We start from the raw sequence: 19363 nt of genomic DNA on the forward strand, positions 1-19363 counted from the left end.
GCGTGCTGCGCTGGGGCGAAGCCGTCCTCGGCGTCCTCGCCGAGGACGGCACCGGGCCCCGGGGCCGGGTCGGCGCCCTGTGCGCCCTGCGCGCCCACGTGAGCGGCGGCATCCGGCGGGAGCCCCTCGGCGTCCTCCCCGGCGCGGGCACCGCCGTCGCCGCGCTCCCCCCGGCGGAGTCCCCGTGCCTGACCGGGACGGCCCGCCCCGCCCCCTCCCCCGCCCCGGACGCCGGGGTGCCACGGCGGCCCGGCGCTCCTCCGGCGCGGCCTCGCCCCGGGCCCGCGCTGACGCCCCGCCCGTGAACCCCCGTACGTGAGGCACACTGGAGGTTTGGCCGAGCGGAAAGGTGCTCCCGTGAACTCAGGCCCACTCATCGTCCAGAGCGACAAAACCCTCCTCCTGGAGGTCGACCACGAGCTCGCCGGGGCAGCGCGCCGCGCCATCGCCCCGTTCGCCGAGCTGGAGCGGGCTCCCGAGCACATCCACACCTACCGGATCACCCCGCTCGGCCTGTGGAACGCCCGGGCCGCCGGGCACGACGCCGAGCAGGTCGTCGACGCGCTCGTCGAGTTCTCCCGCTACCCCGTCCCGCACGCGCTGCTCGTCGACGTCGCCGAGACGATGGCCCGGTACGGCCGCCTCACCCTGTCCAAGCACCCCGTCCACGGGCTGGTCCTGACCAGCACCGACCGGCCGGTGCTGGAGGAGATCCTGCGGTCCAAGAAGGTCGCACCGCTGGTCGGCGCCCGGCTCGACCCCGACACCGTCGCCGTGCACCCCTCCGAGCGCGGGCAGATCAAGCAGACCCTCCTCAAGCTGGGCTGGCCGGCCGAGGACCTCGCCGGGTACGTCGACGGCGAGGCGCACCCGATCGACCTCGTCGAGGACGGCTGGGCGCTGCGCCCCTACCAGCAGCAGGCCGTCGAGGGCTTCTGGCACGGCGGCTCCGGGGTGGTCGTGCTGCCCTGTGGCGCGGGCAAGACGCTGGTCGGCGCCGGCGCCATGGCCAAGGCGCGGGCGACCACGCTGATCCTGGTCACCAACACCGTCTCCGCCCGCCAGTGGAAGCACGAGCTGGTCAAGCGGACCTCGCTGACGGAGGAGGAGATCGGCGAGTACTCCGGCACCCGCAAGGAGATCCGGCCCGTCACGATCGCCACCTACCAGGTCCTGACGACCAAGCGGAAGGGCGTCTACCCGCACCTGGAGCTGTTCGACTCCCGTGACTGGGGCCTGATCCTCTACGACGAGGTCCACCTGCTGCCCGCGCCGGTCTTCAAGTTCACCGCCGACCTCCAGGCCCGACGCCGCCTCGGCCTGACCGCCACCCTCGTGCGCGAGGACGGCCGCGAGTCGGACGTCTTCTCCCTCATCGGGCCCAAGCGGTTCGACGCCCCGTGGAAGGAGATCGAGGCGCAGGGCTACATCGCGCCCGCCGACTGCGTCGAGGTCCGGGTCAACCTCACCGAGTCGGAGCGGCTCGCGTACGCGACCGCCGAGACGGAGGAGAAGTACCGCTTCTGCGCGACGACCGCGACGAAGCGGAAGGTCACGGAGGCACTGGTGCGCAAGCACCAGGGCGAGCAGACGCTGGTCATCGGGCAGTACATCGACCAGCTCGACGAGCTCGGCGAACACCTGGACGCGCCCGTCATCAAGGGCGAGACCTCCAACGCGCAGCGCGAGAAGCTCTTCAACGCCTTCCGCGAGGGCGAGATCAGCGTGCTGGTCGTCTCGAAGGTCGCGAACTTCTCCATCGACCTGCCCGAGGCGACCGTCGCCATCCAGGTGTCCGGCACGTTCGGCTCCCGCCAGGAAGAGGCGCAGCGCCTCGGCCGGGTGCTGCGCCCGAAGGCGGACGGGCACGAGGCGCGGTTCTACTCGGTCGTCGCGCGCGACACCATCGACCAGGACTTCGCCGCCCACCGCCAGCGCTTCCTGGCGGAGCAGGGCTACGCCTACCGGATCATGGACGCCGACGAACTGCTGGCCGACGGCTGACCGCACACCCCGCCGCCCCTCCCCGACCGCGCGTCGCCCCGCCCCGGGACAGCGACCTCCCCACGCCCGGCCGCCCCGCGCCCGACCGCCCCTCCCGGGGCGGGGCACGCCGGGGCGGCGGCCGGGCGCGTGGGGCCCTGGTCCCCGCACCGCAGCGCGGCCCGGGCGCGGCGGCGGCCCAGGGCGGCGGTGAGGACGGCCAGCAGCGGAACGGCCCACACCCACAGGTGGGGCCAGTGGAGCAGCAGGTCCCGCCCGGTCCGGGGGAGGTGCCGGGCCCAGAAGTCGGCGGAGGCCTGCGGGAGCACCAGCAGGCCCAGCAGGCCGGTCCCGGCGAACCCGGCCAGGGCGGTCAGCCCGGCCCGGACCCGGCCGGTCAGCAGCAGGTACGGGATGAAGACCGCCGGAGTGAGGGTGATCCCGGCGGCGGTGCCCAGCGCGAAGCCCCTGCCGAGGGCGGTGCGCGCCCGGCCCAGGTCCCAGACGGCCAGGCAGGCGAGCGCCAGGTTGATCTGGCCGGGCAGCGGGGTCTGGAACAGCGGCTCCAGCCACAGCCCGGCGATGGTGGCGGCCAGGACGGGGCCCGGCCGGCCCCTCATTCCCGCGAGGCGGCAGGACAGCAGGATCAGCAGGGCGAGCAGGCCTGCGTTGCCGAGGACGAGCACGGCCTTCAGTACGCCGGGCGGCAGCCAGGCGGCCGGCGTGAACAGGATCGCGGCGAACGGCGGATAGGCGGCGGGCGGATGCCACTCGGCGGCGGAGAAACCGTGGACGAGGGCCTCGGCCATCGGCACGCGCAGGGCGATGCACAGCACGCCCAGGGCCAGCAGCGAGCCCGTGACCAGCAGACCGGCGAGGGGCGACGGCGAGCGGTCGGGATCGGAGCTCCGGGTCACGCGCGTGACCCTAGTGGATCAGCGCGCCGGTGCCGCCGGGATCAGGCCACGGCCCGCGCAAGGTCACGCCCCCGGACGGCAGGAACCCCGGCGCCGGGCCGCCTACGGCCCCTGCGGTCCCCGGCCGGTGGAGGGGACCGGTCAGCGGCGTATGACGCCCGCGTCCTCGGCGTATTCACCGAGGACGACGACGCTCACCGCGGTGGCGGCGAAGACCTTCGCGGCGCGCAGGACGCTGCCGAGGCCGTGACGGGAACGGTGGTCGGAGGTGGCGGTGGCGCCGCTCGGGCGGCCGCCCCGGATCGGGGTGAAGGTTGCGGTGCTCATGTATCCATGGTCCGTCCCGCCCCCTCCCCGCGCATCGCCCTGCGGAGGGAATCCCCGGGCCTCCCGTGTCCTCCTCACGACCCACGCCACCCCCTAGGGAATGGCTCCAAGGTCTGACCCTCTCCCGTATGACACCCGTACGGGGGTCCTGTCACCCCAGGACTTCCGGCCCGGATAACCGTTCGCGCGCCGCGCCCCCGGTGACTAGAATCTCCGCTCTTGCCGCCTCCCGCCGCCCCATCGGGGAGAGCCGCCCGCCGCACGGAAACCGGCGGGCATCTGTTCCGTACCAGCAGCTGGAGGCAGTCCCGTGCCCGCGCACGCCCCCGAATCCGACCCGCTCGCCCGCGAACGGTCCCACCTGACCGCCTCCCGCTCCGCCCTCCGCGCGATGCGCGAGGACGTCGAGGCCCTCGACATCCGCGACGTCACCGCGAACTGGGTCAACGCCATCGTCCTCCAGGCGCAGATCGACGACCGCATCAAGGCCCTGGCCGACCTCGCCCACACCCCGCTGTTCTTCGGCCGCCTCGACTACCTGCACGCGCCCGGCGCGGAGCTGGCCGAGGGCGCCGAGGGCGAGCAGTTCTACATCGGCCGCCGCCACGTCCACGACGCCGACGGCGACCCGATGGTCATCGACTGGCGCGCGCCCGTCTCCCAGCCGTTCTACCGCGCCTCCAAGGCGGACCCGCAGGACGTCGCCCTGCGCCGCCGCTTCGGGTACACGGGCGGCGAACTGACCGCGTACGAGGACGAGCACCTCTCCGACCCCGCCGAGGCCGCCGCCGTCAGCAAGCTCCTCCAGCAGGAGATCGAGCGCCCCCGCGTCGGCCCCATGCGCGACATCGTCGCGACGATCCAACCGGAGCAGGACGAGATCGTCCGCTCCGGCCTGTCCGGATCCGTCTGTGTACAGGGCGGCCCCGGCACCGGGAAGACCGCCGTCGGCCTGCACCGCGTCGCGTACCTCCTCTACGCGCACCGCGACCGCCTCGCCCGCACCGGCACCCTCGTCATCGGGCCGAACCGTTCCTTCCTCCACTACATCGAGCAGGTCCTGCCGGCGCTGGGCGAGCTGGAGGTCAAGCAGGCCACCGTCGACGACCTCGTCACCCGCCCCGGTCTGGAGGTGCGCGGCGCCGACGAGGCCGCGACGGCCGTGGTCAAGGGCGACGCCCGGATGGCCCGCGTCCTGCGCGACGCCGTCCGCTCGCACGTCACCCCGCCCACCGAGCCCCTGATGGTGGTGCGCGGCTCGCGCCGCTGGCGCGTCCCGGCGTACGAGCTCGCGGAGATCGTCGAGGAGCTCCAGAAGCGCGACATCCGCTACGGCGCGGCCCGCGAGGCGCTGCCGCAGCGCATCGCGCACCAGATCCTCGTCCGCATGGAGCAGGCGGGCGAGGCCCCCGACGACCGCGTGCAGGACGCGGTGGCCCGCAACGCGGCCGTCAAGGCGGCCGTGAAGGAGATCTGGCCGCCGGTGGACCCGGCCAAGCTGGTGCTGCGGCTGCTGTCCGACCCGGAGTTCCTCGCGGTCCACGCCGAGGGCGTCCTCACCGCCGACGAGCAGAAGCTCCTGCTGTGGCCCAAGCCGTACCGCAGCGCGAAGTCGGCGAAGTGGTCGGCGGCGGACCTGGTCCTCATCGACGAGGCCGCCGACCTGGTGGAACGCACCCACTCCCTGGGGCACGTCGTCCTCGACGAGGCCCAGGACCTGTCCCCCATGCAGTACCGGGCCGTGGGCCGGCGCTGCACGACGGGCTCGGCGACGATCCTCGGCGACCTCGCGCAGGGCACGACCGCGTGGGCGACGCGGAGCTGGGACGAGGCCCTGACGCACCTGGGCAAGCCGGAGGCGGTCGTCGAGGAACTCACGGCGGGCTTCCGCGTGCCGCGCGAGGTCATCGCGTACGCGTCCCGGCTGCTGCCGGCGATCTCCCCGGGGCTGGCCCCCGTCTCCTCGGTCCGCGAGACCCCCGGGTCCCTGACGGTCACGCACACCACCGACCTCACGCCGGCCGTGGTCGACGCCTGCCGGGCCTCGCTCGCGCACGAGGGCTCGATCGGCCTGATCGCGGCGGACGCCCGGATCCCGGCGCTGGCGGAAGCCCTCCTGGAGGCGGGCCTGCCGTACCTGGCGCCCGGCGAGGAGACCACGGCGCAGTCACGGCTGACGCTGGTGCCGGCGTCGCTGGCGAAGGGCCTGGAGTACGACTACGTCGTCCTCGACGAGCCGGCGGCCATCGTCGACGCCGAGCCGGACGAACGCACGGGGCTCCGCCGCCTGTACGTCTGCCTCACCCGAGCCGTCTCCGGCCTGACGACCCTCCACTCAACCCCCCTCCCCACACCCCTGACCTGACCCCCACGCCTCAACCACCGGCGGGCCGGGGCCCCAACCAACACCGGAGGTTCCCGGGGCTCCGCCCCAGCCCCCGCGCCTCAAGCGCCGGCGAGGCTGAAGCGGGCCGGCAACGCAGCGGACCCTACGCAAGCCGGCCCGGCGGAGCCGGGGAACCCTGGGGCTCCGCCCCAGACCCCGCGCCTCAAACGCCGGCGAGGCTGAAGTGGGCCGACGAGGCCGGAATGGGCCAGCAAGGCCGACAAGACAGCAGGCCCCGGCGCCAGCCGGACATGCCAGCGGGACTGAAGCAGCCGACGGGCCTCACGGGAGCCGCGATCGCCACGAAGCGGCCCCCCGGCCTCACGGGCGCCGCGATCGCAGCGAAGCGACCCACCGGACCCACGGGAGCCACCGGACCCACGGGACCCACGGGAGCCGCGATGGCCGCGATGGCCGCGAAGCGGCCCAACCCGGAACCGACCCGTCCCAACCCGGAACCGACCCCGCACCCGCACCCGCACCCACCCCCGCCCCGGAACCGTCCCGGAACGGTCCCGGGCCGGGGGTGGGGACGGGGTGGGGGGTCGGCCGGGGCTAAAACGTGATTTGTTGGCGCCCTGCCCCGTCCGACAAGGCACTCCCGACAAGGCGCCATAAATCATGCCCGCCCCGGACGACCCCCCACCCCGGCCCCGCCCCCGGCCCCACCCGCAGCCCCCCCACCGGGGAACGGCACCACCCCCCGCCCGGCCAGGGCAGAGGCAGGGTGGGCCCTACCCCACCGCCCTACCCCACCGCCCCCCGCCACTGCGCCACCGCCGCCGCCGAGACCGGTTGGTCCCAGCCCGACGGCCGGGCCGCGCCCCCGATGTGGAACGCGTCGATCCCGGCCTCCCGCAGCCTCGGCAGGTGCGCGAGGGACAGCCCCCCGCCGACCAGGATCCGCGCCCCGTACCCCGGCTCGCCGGCCCCCGACCGCGCCGCCTCGGCCAGCAGCACCGGCTTCCCCTCCGACACCCCCGCCGCCGACCCGGCCGTCAGGTACGTGTCCAGCCCGGGCAGGTCCGCGAGCGCCTTCCGCAGCTGGTCCCGGTCCGCGGAGCGGTCGATCGCCCGGTGGAAGGTCCACCGGCAGCCGTCGAGCTCCGCCACCACCGCCTCCACCGCCTCCACGTCCGCACTGCCGTCCGGGTTCAGGAACCCGAGTACGAACTCCTCCGCGCCCTCCGCCCGCAGCCCCCGCGCCGCCTCCACCAGCCCGGCCAGGGCACCCGCGGCGAACCCGTCCGTCCTGCGGAGCATCACGCGCAGCGGGATGTCGACCGCCGCCCTGATCGCCGCGAAGGTCTCGCGCGGCGGGGTGAGCCCGTCGGCGGCCATGTCGGTGACCAGTTCGAGTCGGTCCGCTCCACCGGCCTGGGCGGCGACCGCGTCCTCCACGTCGAGGGCGATCACCTCCAGGAGCGCACGGTTGCTCATGTGATCCCATCCTTAGGAAAGAAATCTGCTCGTATGACCCGAGTGACCCGAGTGACCCGAGCCGGGCCGGTACGGGCCGGTACAGGCCGGTACAGGCCGTACGGGCCGGTACGGAAAATAGGTCTAGTCCAATATCCAGGGTACGGCCCCCCGCCCCCACCCCACCAGCACAATCACGCCACCCCCACAATGTGCGCATGAACACGGCCCCCGAGCACACCGACACCCCACAGGACGAGGACCTCCGCGCGCGCTGGCGGGCGACCGTCACCGCCGCCGGCGCGGACCCCGCCGTCGACCCCGCCCCCTACGCCGACCGGCTCCTCACCGCCTGGGCCGAGCCGCAGCGCGAGTACCACACCACCACCCACCTCGCCGACGTCCTCGCGCGGATCGACGTACTGGCGGGCCACGCCGCCGACCCGGCCGCCGTCGAGCTCGCGGCCTGGTTCCACGACGCCGTGTACCGGCCCGACCGCTCCGAGAACGAGGAGCGCAGCGCGGTCCTCGCCGAACGCGCCCTCCCCGAGCTCGGCGTCGACCCCGCCCGCACCGCCGAGACGGCCCGCCTGGTCCGGCTGACCGTCACCCACGACCCCGCCCCCGGCGACACCAACGGCGAGGCCCTCTGCGACGCCGACCTCGCCGTCCTCGCCGGAACCCCGGACGCGTACGCCGCCTACGCCGCCGCCGTCCGCGCGGAGTACGGATTCGTCCCGGACGACGCCTTCCGCGCCGGCCGCGCCGCCGTGCTGCGCCAGCTCATCGCCCTCCCCCGCCTCTTCCGCACCCCGTACGGCACCGCCCACTGGGAGGCCCCGGCCCGCCGCAACCTGGCCGCCGAGCTCGACGCCCTCACCGACGTGACCTGACATACGGACCGTCACACGGGAATGCGCCCCGCTAAGACCTGGTTTGTGTATGTCATGCCCGCAGCCTCATCAGCACGCACCCGCATGCCCGTCGCCGTGTACGTCCTCGGCCTGTCCGTCTTCGCACTCGGTACCAGCGAGTTCATGCTCTCGGGGCTCCTCCCACCGATCGCCGAGGACATGGGCGTCACGATCCCCCAGGCGGGCCTGCTCATATCCGCCTTCGCGATCGGCATGGTCATCGGCGCCCCGCTGCTGGCCGTCGCCACGCTGCGGCTGCCGCGCCGCACCACCCTCGTCGCCCTGATCAGCCTCTTCGGCCTCGGGCAGGTGGCCGGCGCGCTGGCCCCCACGTATGGGCTGCTCTTCGCCTCCCGCGTGGTGTCCGCGCTGGCCTGCGCCGGGTTCTGGGCCGTCGGCGCGGCCGTCGCCATCGCCATGGTCGACAAGGACCAGCGCGCCCGCGCCATGGCCGTCATGATCGGCGGCCTGTCCATCGCGAACGTCCTCGGCGTCCCCGCTGGCGCCTTCCTCGGCGAGCACCTCGGCTGGCGTTCCGCGTTCTGGTCGGTCGGCGCGGCCTCCGCGATCGCCCTCGTCGGCATCCTGGCGCTGATCCCGAAGATCCCGCTGCCCGCCGAGAAGCCCCGCCTCGGCCGTGAGCTGCGCATCTACCGCGACCGCCAGGTGTGGCTGTCGATCGGCGTGACCGCGCTGGCCGCGGGCGGCATCTTCTGCGCGTTCAGCTACCTGTCGCCGCTGCTCACGGACGTGGCCGGGCTGGACTCGCGGTGGGTCCCCTGGATCCTGGGCCTCTTCGGCGTGGGCGCGCTGATCGGCACCACCATCGGCGGGCGGGTCGCCGACGCGCACCTCTTCGGGGTGATGATCTGGGGCATCACCGCCTCGACGGTCTTCCTGACGGCGCTGGCCCTGCTGGCGTCCGTGCAGGTCGCGGCCGTGGGCCTGTCGTTCCTGATGGGCGTCTCGGCGTTCTTCACCGCGCCCGCGCTGAACGCCCGCATGTTCAACGTCGCCGGGGCCGCCCCCACGCTCGCCGGGGCCACCACCACGGCCGCGTTCAACCTGGGCAACACGGGCGGGCCGTGGCTCGGCGGCACCGTCATCGACGCCGGGTACGGCTTCGCCTCGACCGCCTGGGCCGGAGCCGCCATGACGGTCGTCGCGATCGGCCTGGCCGTCGCCGCCCTCCGCCTGGACCGCCGCACCCCGCACCGCGCCACCCGCGTGGTCGGCGGCTCGCAGCCCGCCCCGGCCCGTGCCGCGGCGGCCGGAGTGACCGGAGCCGCGGAAGCCGCCGAAGCCGCCCGCGGCTGAGCCCCCGCCCGGCCGGCTCAGGCCGGGCGGCCCTTGGGGCGGCGGAGGCCCGCGTCCGTCAGCCGGCGGACCAGTTCCTTGCTGCCGATCTCCACCGCCCCCGCCCCGACCGCGTCGGCGTAGCGGTGCGAGGGCACGTCGTAGTGGTCCCGTTCGAAGGCGCGCGCCGGGCAGCCGATGGACTCCGCGAAGGCGTGCAGTTCCTCGTACGAGACGTCGCTGACCAGGTGCGACCACATGCGGCCGTGCCCGGGCCAGACCGGCGGGTCGATGTACACGGTCACGGGCGGCTCACCGGCCCGGATGGAAGACGGGGCCGAGGCCGCCCACCGCCGCCACCCGTACGCCCGCCTCCGAGCACACCCACTGCGGGTCGGGTCCCAGTTCCGGCTCCACGTCCAGCGCGTGCGGGTCCCCGTGCCCGCACACGGGGCACAGCGGCCAGCGGCCGTACTTGTCCAGCAGTGCGTCCTGCACGTCCTGGGCGACGAGCCCGGGAAGGTAGTCGACCCCCTCCGGCCACTGCTCCACCCACCAGCGGCGGTGCGTGACCGAGTCCTCGACGAGGGAGACGACGTCGGCATCGGCGACCTCACCGGCGGCGAGGTCGGCGAGAACGAGGGCGCGGGCGACGTGCAGCGCCTGCTCCAGGGGGGTCGCGGTGTCCATGGGCTCATTGTGGACCCGCCCGCCCCGGGTGGCGAAGACCCCCTGACCGGGCCCCGGGCCCGCGCAGGCCCTAAGTCCCGCCGGACGCGGGCCTCATGGCGTCTTGACCCTCCCCGCCGCTGAAAATAGATTTCAGACGTGAGCAAGAACGCGAAAGAAACTTTCAGCGGCGTGGGCGGCGAGCCCCCGGCCGGCGCCCCGCACCCCGCCCCGGCCCATGCCCCGGCACAGACCCAGGCCCCGGCGGAGGCCCCGGCCCCCGCCGCCCTCCGCGCCCGCGTGCGCAGCCTCGGCCCCTCCATGACCCGCTCCGTGCAGGCCGTCGCCGAAGCCGTCGCCTCCGACCCGGCCGGCTGCGCCCAGCTCACCGTCTCCGCCCTCGCCGAGCACACCGGCACCAGCGAGGCCACCGTCGTCCGCACCGCCCGCCTCCTCGGCTACCCCGGCTACCGCGGCCTGCGGCTCGCCCTCGCCGCGCTCGCCGCCCAGCAGGAATCCGGCGCCGCCCCGGCCGTCACCGTCGGCATAGCCGTCGACGACCCCCTCGCCGACGTCGTCGCGAAACTGGCCCACGAGGAGGCGCAGACCCTCGCCGACACCGCCGCCGGGCTCGACCTGGCCCAGCTGTCCGGCGCCGTCGGCGCCCTCGCCACGGCCCGCCGCATCGACATCTACGGCGTCGGCGCCTCCGCCCTCGTCGGCCAGGACCTGGCACAGAAGCTGCTGCGCATCGGCCTCGTCGCCCACGCCCACAACGACCCCCACCTCGCCGTCACCAACGCCGTCCTGCTCCGCCCCGGCGACGTGGCCGTCGCCGTCACCCACTCCGGCAGCACCGGCGACGTCATCGAACCGCTGCGGCACGCCTTCGAGCACGGCGCGACGACCATCGCCGTCACCGGCCGCCCGGGCAGCCCCGTCGCCCATTACGCCGACTTCGTCCTGGCCACGTCCGCCGCCCGCGAGACGCAGCTGCGCCCGGCCGCCATGTCCAGCCGGACCAGCCAGCTCCTCGTCGTCGACTGCCTGTTCGTCGGGGTCGCGCAGCGGACGTACGAGACCGCCGCGCCGGCCCTCGCCGCCTCCTACGAGGCCCTCGCCCCCCGGCACCGCGCCACCGCCCCCACCAGCAAGCGCGCCACCCGCTAGGAGCCCCCGCCCATGACCGCGTACGCCGCCCTCCGCGCCCAGCTCGACACGCTCACCACCGAGGCCTTCCGCCCCGAGCTCGCCGACATCGACCGGCTGTCCACCCTGGAGATCACCCGGATCATGAACGCCGAGGACGCCACCGTCCCGGCCGCCGTGGCCGGGCAGCTGGAGGCGATCGCCGCCGCCGTCGACGGGATCGCCGTACGCATGGCCCGCGGCGGCCGGCTCGTCTACGCGGGCGCCGGCACCGCCGGCCGGCTGGGCGTCCTGGACGCGAGCGAGTGCCCGCCCACGTTCAACACCGACCCGGCCCGCGTCGTCGGCCTCATCGCGGGCGGCCCCTCCGCCATGGTCAAGGCCGTCGAGGGCGCCGAGGACTCCAAGGAGCTGGCCGCCGAGGACCTCGCCGCGCTCGGCATCGGCCCCGACGACACCGTCATCGGCGTCTCCGCCTCCGGCCGCACCCCGTACGCGATCGGCGCCGTCGAGTCCGCCCGTACGCGCGGCGCGCTCACCGTCGGCCTGTCCTGCAACGCCGGCTCCGCGCTCGCCGCGGCCGCCGACCACGGCATCGAGGTCGTCGTCGGACCCGAACTCCTCACCGGATCCACCCGGTTGAAGGCCGGCACCGCGCAGAAGCTCGTACTCAACCTCATCTCGACGGTCACGATGATCCGGCTCGGCAAGACCTACGGGAACCTCATGGTCGACGTCCGCGCCTCCAACGAGAAGCTGCGCGCCCGCTCCCGCCGCATCGTCGCCCTGGCCACCGGCGCCCCCGACGAGGAGATCGAGGCCGCGCTCACCGCCACCGGCGGCGAGGTCAAGGACGCCATCCTCGTCATCCTCGGCGGCGTCGACGGCCCGGCCGCGGCCCGGCTGCTCACCGACTCCGACGGCCACCTCCGCGCCGCCCTCGCCCACGCCCACGACGCCGACCGCACCCGCTGACCACCCCCGTACCGCCCGCACCCCCGACGCAAGGCGAGACCACATGTCCACTGACAAGAACCGCGCCACAGCCGCCGCGATCCTTCCTCTGGTCGGCGGCCCGGACAACATCACCTCCATCGCGCACTGCATGACCCGCCTGCGCATCGGCCTGCGCGACCGCGCCCTCGTCCGGGAAGAGGCCCTCAAGGCGGTCCCCGCGGTCCTGGGCGTCGTCGACGACGACACGTACCAGATCGTGCTCGGCCCGGGCACCGTCGCCCGCGTCACGCCCGAGTTCGAGGCCCTCGTCGAGGAGGGCCGCTCCGCCGCGCCGCGGACCGGGACACAGGCGCGGCAGCAGCCCGTCACCGCCGAGGAGCTCGCCGCGCAGGGCGCGGCCCTCAAGGACGCCCGGAAGGCGAAGAACTCCACCCCCTTCAAGCTGTTCCTGCGGCGCATCGCGAACATCTTCGTCCCGCTGATCCCCGCGCTCATCGGCTGCGGCATCATCGCGGGCCTGAACGGCATGCTCACCAACCTGGGCTGGCTGCCCGCCCTCGTCCCCGCGCTGGCCGCGATGGCGTCCGGGTTCATGTCGCTGATCGCCGTCTTCGTCGGCTACAACACCGCCAAGGAGTTCGGCGGCACGCCGGTCCTCGGCGGCGCGGTCGCCGCGATCATCGTCTTCCCCGGCGTCGCCAAGATCGACGCGTTCGGCCAGCAGCTCTCCCCCGGCCAGGGCGGCGTCCTCGGCGCGCTCGCCGCGGCCCTGCTCGCCGTCCAGGTCGAGAAGTGGTGCCGCAAGTGGGTCCCCGAGGCCCTCGACGTGCTCGTCACCCCCACCCTCACGGTGCTGGTCTCCGGCCTCGTCACCCTCTTCGGCCTGATGTTCCTCGCGGGCGAGGTCTCCTCCGCCATCGGCACCTTCGCCCACTGGCTCCTCGCCACCGGCGGCGCCTTCGCCGGGCTCGTCCTCGGCGGACTGTTCCTCCCGCTGGTGATGCTGGGCCTGCACCAGGCCCTGATCCCCATCCACACCACCCTCATCGAGCAGTCCGGGTACACGGTCCTGCTCCCCATCCTCGCCATGGCCGGCGCGGGCCAGGTCGGCGCGGCCGCCGCCGTCTACCTCCGGCTCCCGCGCAACGGATCGTTGCGCACCACCATCAAGTCGGCGCTGCCCGCCGGACTGCTGGGCGTCGGCGAACCGCTCATCTACGGCGTCTCCCTGCCGCTGGGCCGGCCCTTCGTCACCGCCTGCGCGGGCGGCGCGGCCGGCGGGGCCTTCGTCGGCCTCTTCAGCCAGCTGGGCGTCGGCGTCGGCTCCACCGCCATCGGCCCCTCGGGCTGGGCCCTGTTCCCGCTCCTCGACGGCAAGGCGGGCATGGGCGCCACCATCGCCGTCTACGCGGGCGGCCTCGCCGTCGGCTACCTCGCCGGGTTCCTCGCCACCTACTTCTTCGGCTTCACGAAGCAGATGCTCGCCGACCTCAACACCGGCCCGGACCCGGCCTCCCCGGCCTCCGCCACCGACCCGGAGAAGGAACCGGCGATGGCCTGAACCCCGTACGGGTCGGCGGCTCCCTCAGGCGTTCTCCACCAGCCGGGCCACCAGCACGAAGCTCGCGCCGAGCAGCAGGAGGAGGGTGTACACCGCGACCAGCCTGCGCCGCCCGCGCCGCAGGCTGCCGACCGCCGACACCATCCCGAAGCCCGCGGCGATCAGCCCGAGGGCCCCGAGCACGGCGGCCGCCCCGTACGCCCATCCGTTGTCCCCGAGGAAGCGCAGCAGCAGCAACGCGGGGAACAGCAGCACCATCGCCGGCATGCTGTCCGCCGACGACACCTCGCGCGCCCCCGGCACCTGCGCCTCCCCCGCGTCCGGGCCCGCGTCCGGCCCCGCCGCGTCCCGCTCGACCGCATCCCGCTCCGGCATCCCCCGCCGCCTCCCCGTACCCGCCCGTGACGTCCACCCGCGAAGACGCCCGCGCCGCCCTCGGGGTTGCCCGGCCCGGCGGGCCCGGCCTGACGGACGGACGGCCCGGCGGCCGTCACGCGCCGCGTCAGAAGGCGGGGCAGAGGTGCGCGTGCGCCACGTCGAGGATCTTCGCCGCCTTCGCGAGGCCGTGGCCCTCGGGGTGGGTGGGGCTGGTCCAGCGTTTGTTGACCTGGTCCGTCTGCCTGGTCCGGTCCCCCGGGGAGTTCTTGACGGTGCCGCAGGTGTCGATGCCGCGGCTGACGGCCTTGTCCCCCTTGCCGTGGACGATGTCCCGGTCGATCGCGTCGAGCCCGTCGAGGAAGGCCTGCCGCGCGGGCCCCTTGGGTGCGGCGGGAAGGCCGGCGGCCGCGCGGAGGGCATCGGGATCGTGAGCGGGCGACGGCTTCGCGGCCGCCGCGGACGCCCCGGGCTTCGGCTCGGCGGGGGCGACCTCGGTGCATCCGGTGAGTACGAGGAGACCCGCGGCGGCGGCCAGGGTGAGGAGGGTGTGGTGTGGGCGCATCGGGCCATCGTCGCGGCGAGCGGGTGCCCGCGTACCGCCTGTGACGGGTCCGTTACGCGCGAAGGCCCCGCGCGGGGCGGGGCTTTCGTGTCCGGGCCCGCCCGGATCGGCTGGTCAGACTCCGGCGGCCTCCTCAAGGAAACGGGCCAGGTCGTCCACGCCGTACCCGAGCTTCGGCCCCCGTTCGGCCGCCATCAGCAGCAGCTGCCCGACGATCTCCGCGCCCCAGCCGTCCGTACCGTCCTCGGACCACTCCCAGAGCTTGTCGATGCCGAGCCCGGTCATCAGCAGCCCGTGCCCGGTACGGATCTCCGCGCACAGCTCCGCGACCGCGTCCAGCAGCCTCCCGCCCGGCCGCTCGCACCGCAGCCCCAGGCATCCCCCGAGGTCCTCGGCCACGCACCCCTGCGGCGGGCTCGTCCGGAGCCCCTCGTAGCGCGGATCGTCGAAGCCCGGGTACCCCTCCACCGGGCAGTGCACCAGCGTGAACCGCTGCCATCCCGGCGGCGGGGGCGGCTTCGGGCTGCCCGCCGTCGGCCCGTGCGCCCCGCGCGGCGCGAGGGCCGTCTCCAGCCCGCGCAGCCTCCAGCCGAGCTCGAACGCGAACTCCGCCGCGTCCACCGACTCGCTCACGCGCCCGCCCGCTCGTGCAGGACGGCGGCCAGCCGCAGCGCGGTGTCCAGGTTGCAGCGGCCCAGGTCCACCAGCGGCAGCCCGTACGTCCCGGCGGCGGAGACCCGCTCGACGTCGAGCGAGGGGAACAGCACCCCTACTCCGGCCAGGGACTCCTTCAGCTGCCGGACGGCCTCTTCGGCCGCCTCCATGCGCTCCTGTGGGGTGAGCACCATGACATGTCACCTTTCTACTCTGAGTATTCAGCTTCCTCACACAGAGTGGCGACGCGCTCGCTAGCCTTACAAGTGCGGACCCCGCAACAACCCCGCATGTTGGTCAGGGAGTTGCCATGCCACCGAAAGACCTCGACCCCTCCGCCTCACCCCGCGCCCTCCTGGGCGCGGAACTCCGCGTCGCGCGCGAACGCGCGGGCCTCAGCCAGGCCGAGCTCGCTGAAGCGCTTTTCGTGAGCGGCTCGTTCATCGGGCAGCTCGAAGCCGGGACGCGAAGGATGCACTCCGACTTCGCCATGCAGTTGGACGAGATCCTGCACACCGACGGCTTCTTCACCCGCAACTGCATGGCCTTGGCCAAGTCGAAGTACCCGAACCACTTCGCGGAAGCCGCCGAAGCAGAGGCGGAGGCAAGGTCGATCCGGGAGTACGCGCCCCTGGCGCTGCCCGGGATGCTGCAGACGGAGGCGTACGCCCGGGCGGTCTTCCTCGCTTACCAGCCCACGGCCACAGAAGACGTCATCGCCGAGCTGGTCCAGAATCGACTCGACCGAGCCGCCGTCCTGAGGGACCCAACAACCCCGTTGTTTTGGTGCATTCTTGACGAGGCGGTCCTGCGGCGAATCGTCGGCAGCCGAGCAGTGATGGCCGAGGCCCTACGCCACATCGCCGCACTGATCCGAGCACGCCGCATCTTCGTGCAGGTACTGCCATTCAGCGCCGGAGCGCATTCGTCGATGGGTGGCACCTTGAAGCTGATGACCTTCGAGGATGCTCCCCCACTCGCGTACGTGCAGGGCAATGCCATAGGCGTACTGCTGGACGATCCGGCCACCGTGTCCCGTCATTCCCTGACCTACGATCTCCTCACGGCCAGCGCACTGTCTCCCAGTCAATCCCTGGCCTTGATCGAGTCCGTGGCGGAGGATTACGAACATGACCAGCACGCCTGAGTACGACCTGTCAGTGGCCATCTGGCACAAATCCAGCTACAGCGACGGCACTGGCGGCGACTGCCTGGAAATGGCCACCTGGCGGAAGTCCACCTACAGCGATGGCAGCGGCGGCAACTGCCTCGAAGTTGCCGACGGCCAGCACGACCTCGTACCCGTGAGGGACTCCAAGCAGCCCGAAGGCCCGCACGTGGTGTTCCACGCGCGGGCCTGGGCGACCTTCGTCGCGGCGCTCTGAGTTCGTGCTCAGAGGCCGTCGGTGAACAGCAGCTTGTTCGGGCTGTCGTCGCTGAGGTTCTGGACGATGTCCTTCGTGGACACCTCGTCCAGGAAGTCCGTCACCTCGGCCGGCAGCGCGTTGGGGTGCTCCGACTTGTAGAGGGCGGCGACACCGGTGACGTGCGGCGCGGCCATGGACGTGCCGTTCAGGGACACGCTGCCGCCGCCCAGCCGGGCGGAGATGATGTCCTTGCCCGGGGCGTAGATGTCGAGGCAGGTGCCCCAGTTCGAGAAGTCGGTCTCCTGGTCGAAGCGGTCCGTCGCGCCGACCGTCACCACGCGGGCGGCGGAGGCGGGCGAGACCCGGCAGGCGTCGCGGTTGTCGTTGCCCGCCGCGATGATCGGCAGGACGCCCCGGTCGGCCACGGCCGTCGCGGCCGTGTTCACCGCGGTGAGCCGGTCGCCGCCCAGCGAGGCGTTCAGGACGGCCGGCTGCTGCGCGTTGCGGGCCACCCACTCGAAGCCCGCGATGATCCCCGACCAGGAACCCCGGTTGTCGCACCCGAGGACACGGACGCTGACCAGGTTCACCTTGCGCGCCACACCGAAGGTCGTACCGCCGACCGTGCCCGCGACGTGCGTGCCGTGACCGTTGCAGTCCGCGCCGTTGCGGCCGTCGCCGATCGCGTCGAAGCCCGCCCGCACACGGCCGGCGAACTCGGGGTGCTGGAAGTCGATGCCGCTGTCCAGGATGTACGCGGTCACGCCCTGGCCGCTGCGGTTGGCGCTGAAGTTGTTGTCGAGCGGCAGGAACCGCTGGTCGATGCGGTCCAGGCCCCACGAGTTCGAGGGCGCCTTCGTCTGCGCCCCCTTGGCCGGGGCCGGCGGGCCGGTCACGCTCGCGTCCTCCGCCACGGACTCCACGCCGTACGCGCCCCGGACGGCCTTCAGTTGCTTCGCGTCGAGGGACGCGGCGAAGCCGTTGATCGTCTGGGTGTAGGAGAACTTCGTCTTCAGACCGAGGGACTTCGCGAACGCCGCCGGGTCGAACGTCTTGTCGAGGGTCACGATGTAGCTGCCGGGGATGGCGTTCGCGGAGCTGATCAGCGGCGCCGGGATCGGCTCCGGCGTGTCGGCGGAAGCCGAACCGGCCGCCACGGAGGTCAGGACGAGGGCGGCGGCGGTGGTCAGGCGCGCGGCAAGCAGACGCATGGAGGGAGCTCCCTGAAGTGCGTGTGGATCGGCGTGGGTGGAGCCGCACCCGTCACCGGCGAACGGCTCCCGGGGGCGGCCCTCCCGTACATCGGGTTCCGCCCGGAGAAGACTTGAGCCACCCGCATCCGCATGGCCGAGCGTCCCCACCCCGTGGAAGGCCCCGTCGGACCGGCCGCGGAAAGGATCATTCCTGCGGGTTCTCCGGGGCCGCGCACCGGCGGCACGGCCCCGGAGAATTCATTCGTACGGGCGACGTGACCCGACCGGGGTCAGAGGCCGCCGGTGTACAGCAGCAGGTTCGGGCTGGACTTGCTGACGCTCTTGAGGACGTCCTTGGTCGCCTCCTCGTCAAGGAATTCGTTGATATCGCCCGGCTTCGCCTCGGGGTGCGCCGCCTTGTAGAGGGCGGCGACGCCCGCGACGTGCGGTGCGGCCATCGACGTACCGTCTTGGGCCACGCTGCCACCGCCCAGCTTCGCGGAGACGATGGCCTGGCCGGGAGCGTAGAGGCTGACGCACGAGCCGTAGTTGGAGAAGTCGGTCTCCTCGTCCCACTGGTTGCTCGCGGCTACGGTGAGCACTCGGGCGGCGGAGGCGGGCGAGACGTAGCACGCGTCCTTCGAGGAGTTGCCCGCCGCGATGACGGGGAGCACACCCGCGTCGGAGAGCGCGGTGGCGGCATTGTTCACGGCATCCGACTTGTCCCCGCCCAGCGAGCCGTTCAGTACGGCCGGCTGCTTGGCGTTCTTGGCCACCCAGTCCAGGCCCGCGATGATCCCCGACCAGGTGCCCTTGCCGTCGCAGCCGAGGACGCGGACGCTGACCAGGTTCGCCTTCCTCGCGATTCCGTACGTCTTGCCCGCGACCGTGCCCGCGACGTGCGTGCCGTGGCCCTGGCAGTCCTGGCCGTTGCGCCCGTCGTTGACGGCGTCGAAGCCGAACGTGGCACGCGTGGCGTCGGGCCCGCCGAACTCGGTGTGGTTGTAGTCGATGCCGGTGTCGAGGATGTACACGTTCACCCCGGCGCCGTTGCCCTCGACGGTGAAGTTGTTGTCCAGCGGCAGCTCCTTCTGGTCGATCCGGTCCTGCCCCCACGAGTTCGACGGGGCCCGCAGCGCCGCCCCCGAGCTCAGCACGGACTGGACCTTCGCGTCCTCCTCGACCGACTTCACGCCCAGGCTGTTGCGGACGATCGTCAGCTGGAGCGGGGTCAGCGGCACCGCGAAGCCGTTGAGCGCCGAGCTGTAGAGGAACGACGGCTTCAGGCCCAGCTTCTGCGCAACCTTCGCCGCGTCCACGCCCTTCTCCAGGGTGACGATGTACTGGCCGGGCACCGCGTTGGCGGCCGTGAACAGCGGCGCCGGGGTCGGCTCCGGGGCCGCGGCGGACGAGGTCGCCGTACCGGCGACGACCGGGGCGAGGGCGATGAGGGCGGCTGTGGCCACACGTGCGACGAGGCGCATGGGGGAACTCCCTGACGGGGTGGGGGTCGGCATGGGGAAGCCGCCCTCGCGGCATCACGTCCTCCGCGAGTGCGGCCCCCACTTCCATCGGTGCACGCGTGCAGCGGCTGAACCGCCGACCCCCGGGTGGCCGATCGCCCGGCAGAC

General features: G+C 73.6%; 21 protein-coding genes. 10 read left to right on the top strand and 11 right to left on the bottom strand.

The genetic code is table 11. The features are described 5' to 3' along the window. Positions 1-2: 2 nt before the first annotated feature. Both ABZZ17_RS15050 and ABZZ17_RS15055 read left to right on the top strand, forming a co-directional pair. Positions 3-305: a hypothetical protein gene (locus ABZZ17_RS15050; protein WP_356875908.1), complete on the top strand. Its 303-nt coding sequence runs from the start codon at positions 3-5 to the stop codon at positions 303-305. Positions 306-357: 52 nt separating this feature from the next. Next, positions 358-2004 carry a DNA repair helicase XPB gene (locus tag ABZZ17_RS15055; protein WP_356875910.1) on the top strand — a complete coding sequence of 549 codons (1647 nt, stop codon included), beginning with the start codon at positions 358-360 and terminating at the stop codon, positions 2002-2004. On the opposite strand, the gene ABZZ17_RS15060 is transcribed toward ABZZ17_RS15055, so the two are convergent. Then, on the bottom strand, positions 1962-2900 hold the full coding sequence (locus tag ABZZ17_RS15060) for a glycosyltransferase family 87 protein (RefSeq protein WP_356875912.1): 939 nt from the start codon (positions 2898-2900) through the stop codon (positions 1962-1964). The two genes, ABZZ17_RS15055 and ABZZ17_RS15060, sit on opposite strands and share 43 nt — an antisense overlap. A gap of 141 nt (positions 2901-3041) precedes the next feature. Further along, the gene (locus ABZZ17_RS15065; protein WP_356875914.1) at positions 3042-3227 is read right to left on the bottom strand and encodes a hypothetical protein; all 186 of its coding nucleotides are present in this window, start codon (positions 3225-3227) and stop codon (positions 3042-3044) included. 310 nt (positions 3228-3537) lie between these two features. Here ABZZ17_RS15065 and ABZZ17_RS15070 point away from each other — a divergent pair, with 310 nt between their 5' ends. Further along, on the top strand, positions 3538-5592 hold the full coding sequence (locus ABZZ17_RS15070; RefSeq protein WP_356875916.1) for an AAA family ATPase: 2055 nt from the start codon (positions 3538-3540) through the stop codon (positions 5590-5592). Between the two features lie 768 nt (positions 5593-6360). Here ABZZ17_RS15070 and ABZZ17_RS15075 read toward each other — a convergent pair. Beyond that, complete coding sequence (locus ABZZ17_RS15075; RefSeq protein WP_356875918.1) at positions 6361-7053, bottom strand: copper homeostasis protein CutC; 693 nt, start codon at positions 7051-7053, stop codon at positions 6361-6363. Positions 7054-7250: 197 nt separating this feature from the next. On the opposite strand from ABZZ17_RS15075, the gene ABZZ17_RS15080 reads away from it, so the two are divergent. Next, entirely contained in the window at positions 7251-7925 is a 675-nt protein-coding gene (locus ABZZ17_RS15080; protein ID WP_356875920.1) for a hypothetical protein, read from the top strand. Between the two features lie 84 nt (positions 7926-8009). Further along, positions 8010-9263, top strand: a complete 1254-nt coding sequence (locus tag ABZZ17_RS15085) for a Cmx/CmrA family chloramphenicol efflux MFS transporter (RefSeq protein WP_356875922.1) — start codon at positions 8010-8012, stop codon at positions 9261-9263. Between the two features lie 17 nt (positions 9264-9280). Here the strand turns inward: ABZZ17_RS15085 and ABZZ17_RS15090 are convergent, their stop codons facing one another. Continuing rightward, positions 9281-9547 carry a DUF4031 domain-containing protein gene (locus ABZZ17_RS15090; protein ID WP_356875924.1) on the bottom strand — a complete coding sequence of 89 codons (267 nt, stop codon included), beginning with the start codon at positions 9545-9547 and terminating at the stop codon, positions 9281-9283. Between the two features lie 7 nt (positions 9548-9554). Further along, the gene (locus tag ABZZ17_RS15095) at positions 9555-9932 is read right to left on the bottom strand and encodes a hypothetical protein (RefSeq protein WP_356875926.1); all 378 of its coding nucleotides are present in this window, start codon (positions 9930-9932) and stop codon (positions 9555-9557) included. 279 nt (positions 9933-10211) lie between these two features. Between ABZZ17_RS15095 and ABZZ17_RS15100 the strand changes: the two genes are divergently transcribed. From ABZZ17_RS15100 to ABZZ17_RS15110, 3 genes are read left to right on the top strand one after another with little or no spacing between them, the layout of a single operon-like run. Beyond that, positions 10212-11081, top strand: coding sequence for a MurR/RpiR family transcriptional regulator (locus tag ABZZ17_RS15100; RefSeq protein ID WP_356875999.1), 870 nt, complete (start codon positions 10212-10214; stop codon positions 11079-11081). A 12-nt stretch (positions 11082-11093) separates the two neighbouring features. After that, complete coding sequence (gene murQ / locus ABZZ17_RS15105) at positions 11094-12035, top strand: N-acetylmuramic acid 6-phosphate etherase (RefSeq protein ID WP_356875928.1); 942 nt, start codon at positions 11094-11096, stop codon at positions 12033-12035. A 43-nt stretch (positions 12036-12078) separates the two neighbouring features. Then, complete coding sequence (locus ABZZ17_RS15110; protein WP_356875930.1) at positions 12079-13578, top strand: PTS transporter subunit EIIC; 1500 nt, start codon at positions 12079-12081, stop codon at positions 13576-13578. Positions 13579-13602: 24 nt separating this feature from the next. Here ABZZ17_RS15110 and ABZZ17_RS15115 read toward each other — a convergent pair whose 3' ends face one another. The 4 genes from ABZZ17_RS15115 to ABZZ17_RS15130 form a co-directional block, all read right to left on the bottom strand. Then, positions 13603-13953 carry a hypothetical protein gene (locus ABZZ17_RS15115; RefSeq protein WP_356875932.1) on the bottom strand — a complete coding sequence of 117 codons (351 nt, stop codon included), beginning with the start codon at positions 13951-13953 and terminating at the stop codon, positions 13603-13605. A gap of 127 nt (positions 13954-14080) precedes the next feature. Next, complete coding sequence (locus ABZZ17_RS15120) at positions 14081-14518, bottom strand: hypothetical protein (protein WP_356875934.1); 438 nt, start codon at positions 14516-14518, stop codon at positions 14081-14083. A 114-nt stretch (positions 14519-14632) separates the two neighbouring features. Continuing rightward, the gene (locus ABZZ17_RS15125; RefSeq protein WP_356875936.1) at positions 14633-15151 is read right to left on the bottom strand and encodes an amidase; all 519 of its coding nucleotides are present in this window, start codon (positions 15149-15151) and stop codon (positions 14633-14635) included. Continuing rightward, on the bottom strand, positions 15148-15366 hold the full coding sequence (locus ABZZ17_RS15130; RefSeq protein ID WP_356875938.1) for a hypothetical protein: 219 nt from the start codon (positions 15364-15366) through the stop codon (positions 15148-15150). The genes ABZZ17_RS15125 and ABZZ17_RS15130 overlap by 4 nt, the downstream gene beginning before the upstream one ends. 116 nt (positions 15367-15482) lie before the next feature. On the opposite strand from ABZZ17_RS15130, the gene ABZZ17_RS15135 reads away from it, so the two are divergent. Further along, positions 15483-16319, top strand: a complete 837-nt coding sequence (locus ABZZ17_RS15135; protein WP_356875940.1) for a helix-turn-helix transcriptional regulator — start codon at positions 15483-15485, stop codon at positions 16317-16319. Continuing rightward, positions 16303-16557 (top strand): DUF397 domain-containing protein, encoded by a 255-nt coding sequence (locus ABZZ17_RS15140; RefSeq protein WP_356875942.1) that lies wholly within the window; start codon positions 16303-16305, stop codon positions 16555-16557. Before ABZZ17_RS15135 ends, ABZZ17_RS15140 begins: the two co-directional genes overlap by 17 nt. A gap of 8 nt (positions 16558-16565) precedes the next feature. Here ABZZ17_RS15140 and ABZZ17_RS15145 read toward each other — a convergent pair whose 3' ends face one another. Next, complete coding sequence (locus ABZZ17_RS15145) at positions 16566-17750, bottom strand: S8 family peptidase (protein WP_356875944.1); 1185 nt, start codon at positions 17748-17750, stop codon at positions 16566-16568. Positions 17751-18022: 272 nt separating this feature from the next. After that, on the bottom strand, positions 18023-19216 hold the full coding sequence (locus ABZZ17_RS15150) for a S8 family peptidase (RefSeq protein ID WP_356875946.1): 1194 nt from the start codon (positions 19214-19216) through the stop codon (positions 18023-18025). Positions 19217-19363: the final 147 nt, after the last annotated feature.

It is taken from the genome of Streptomyces sp. NPDC006512 (genome assembly GCF_040611935.1).
Lineage (GTDB): Bacteria > Actinomycetota > Actinomycetes > Streptomycetales > Streptomycetaceae > Streptomyces.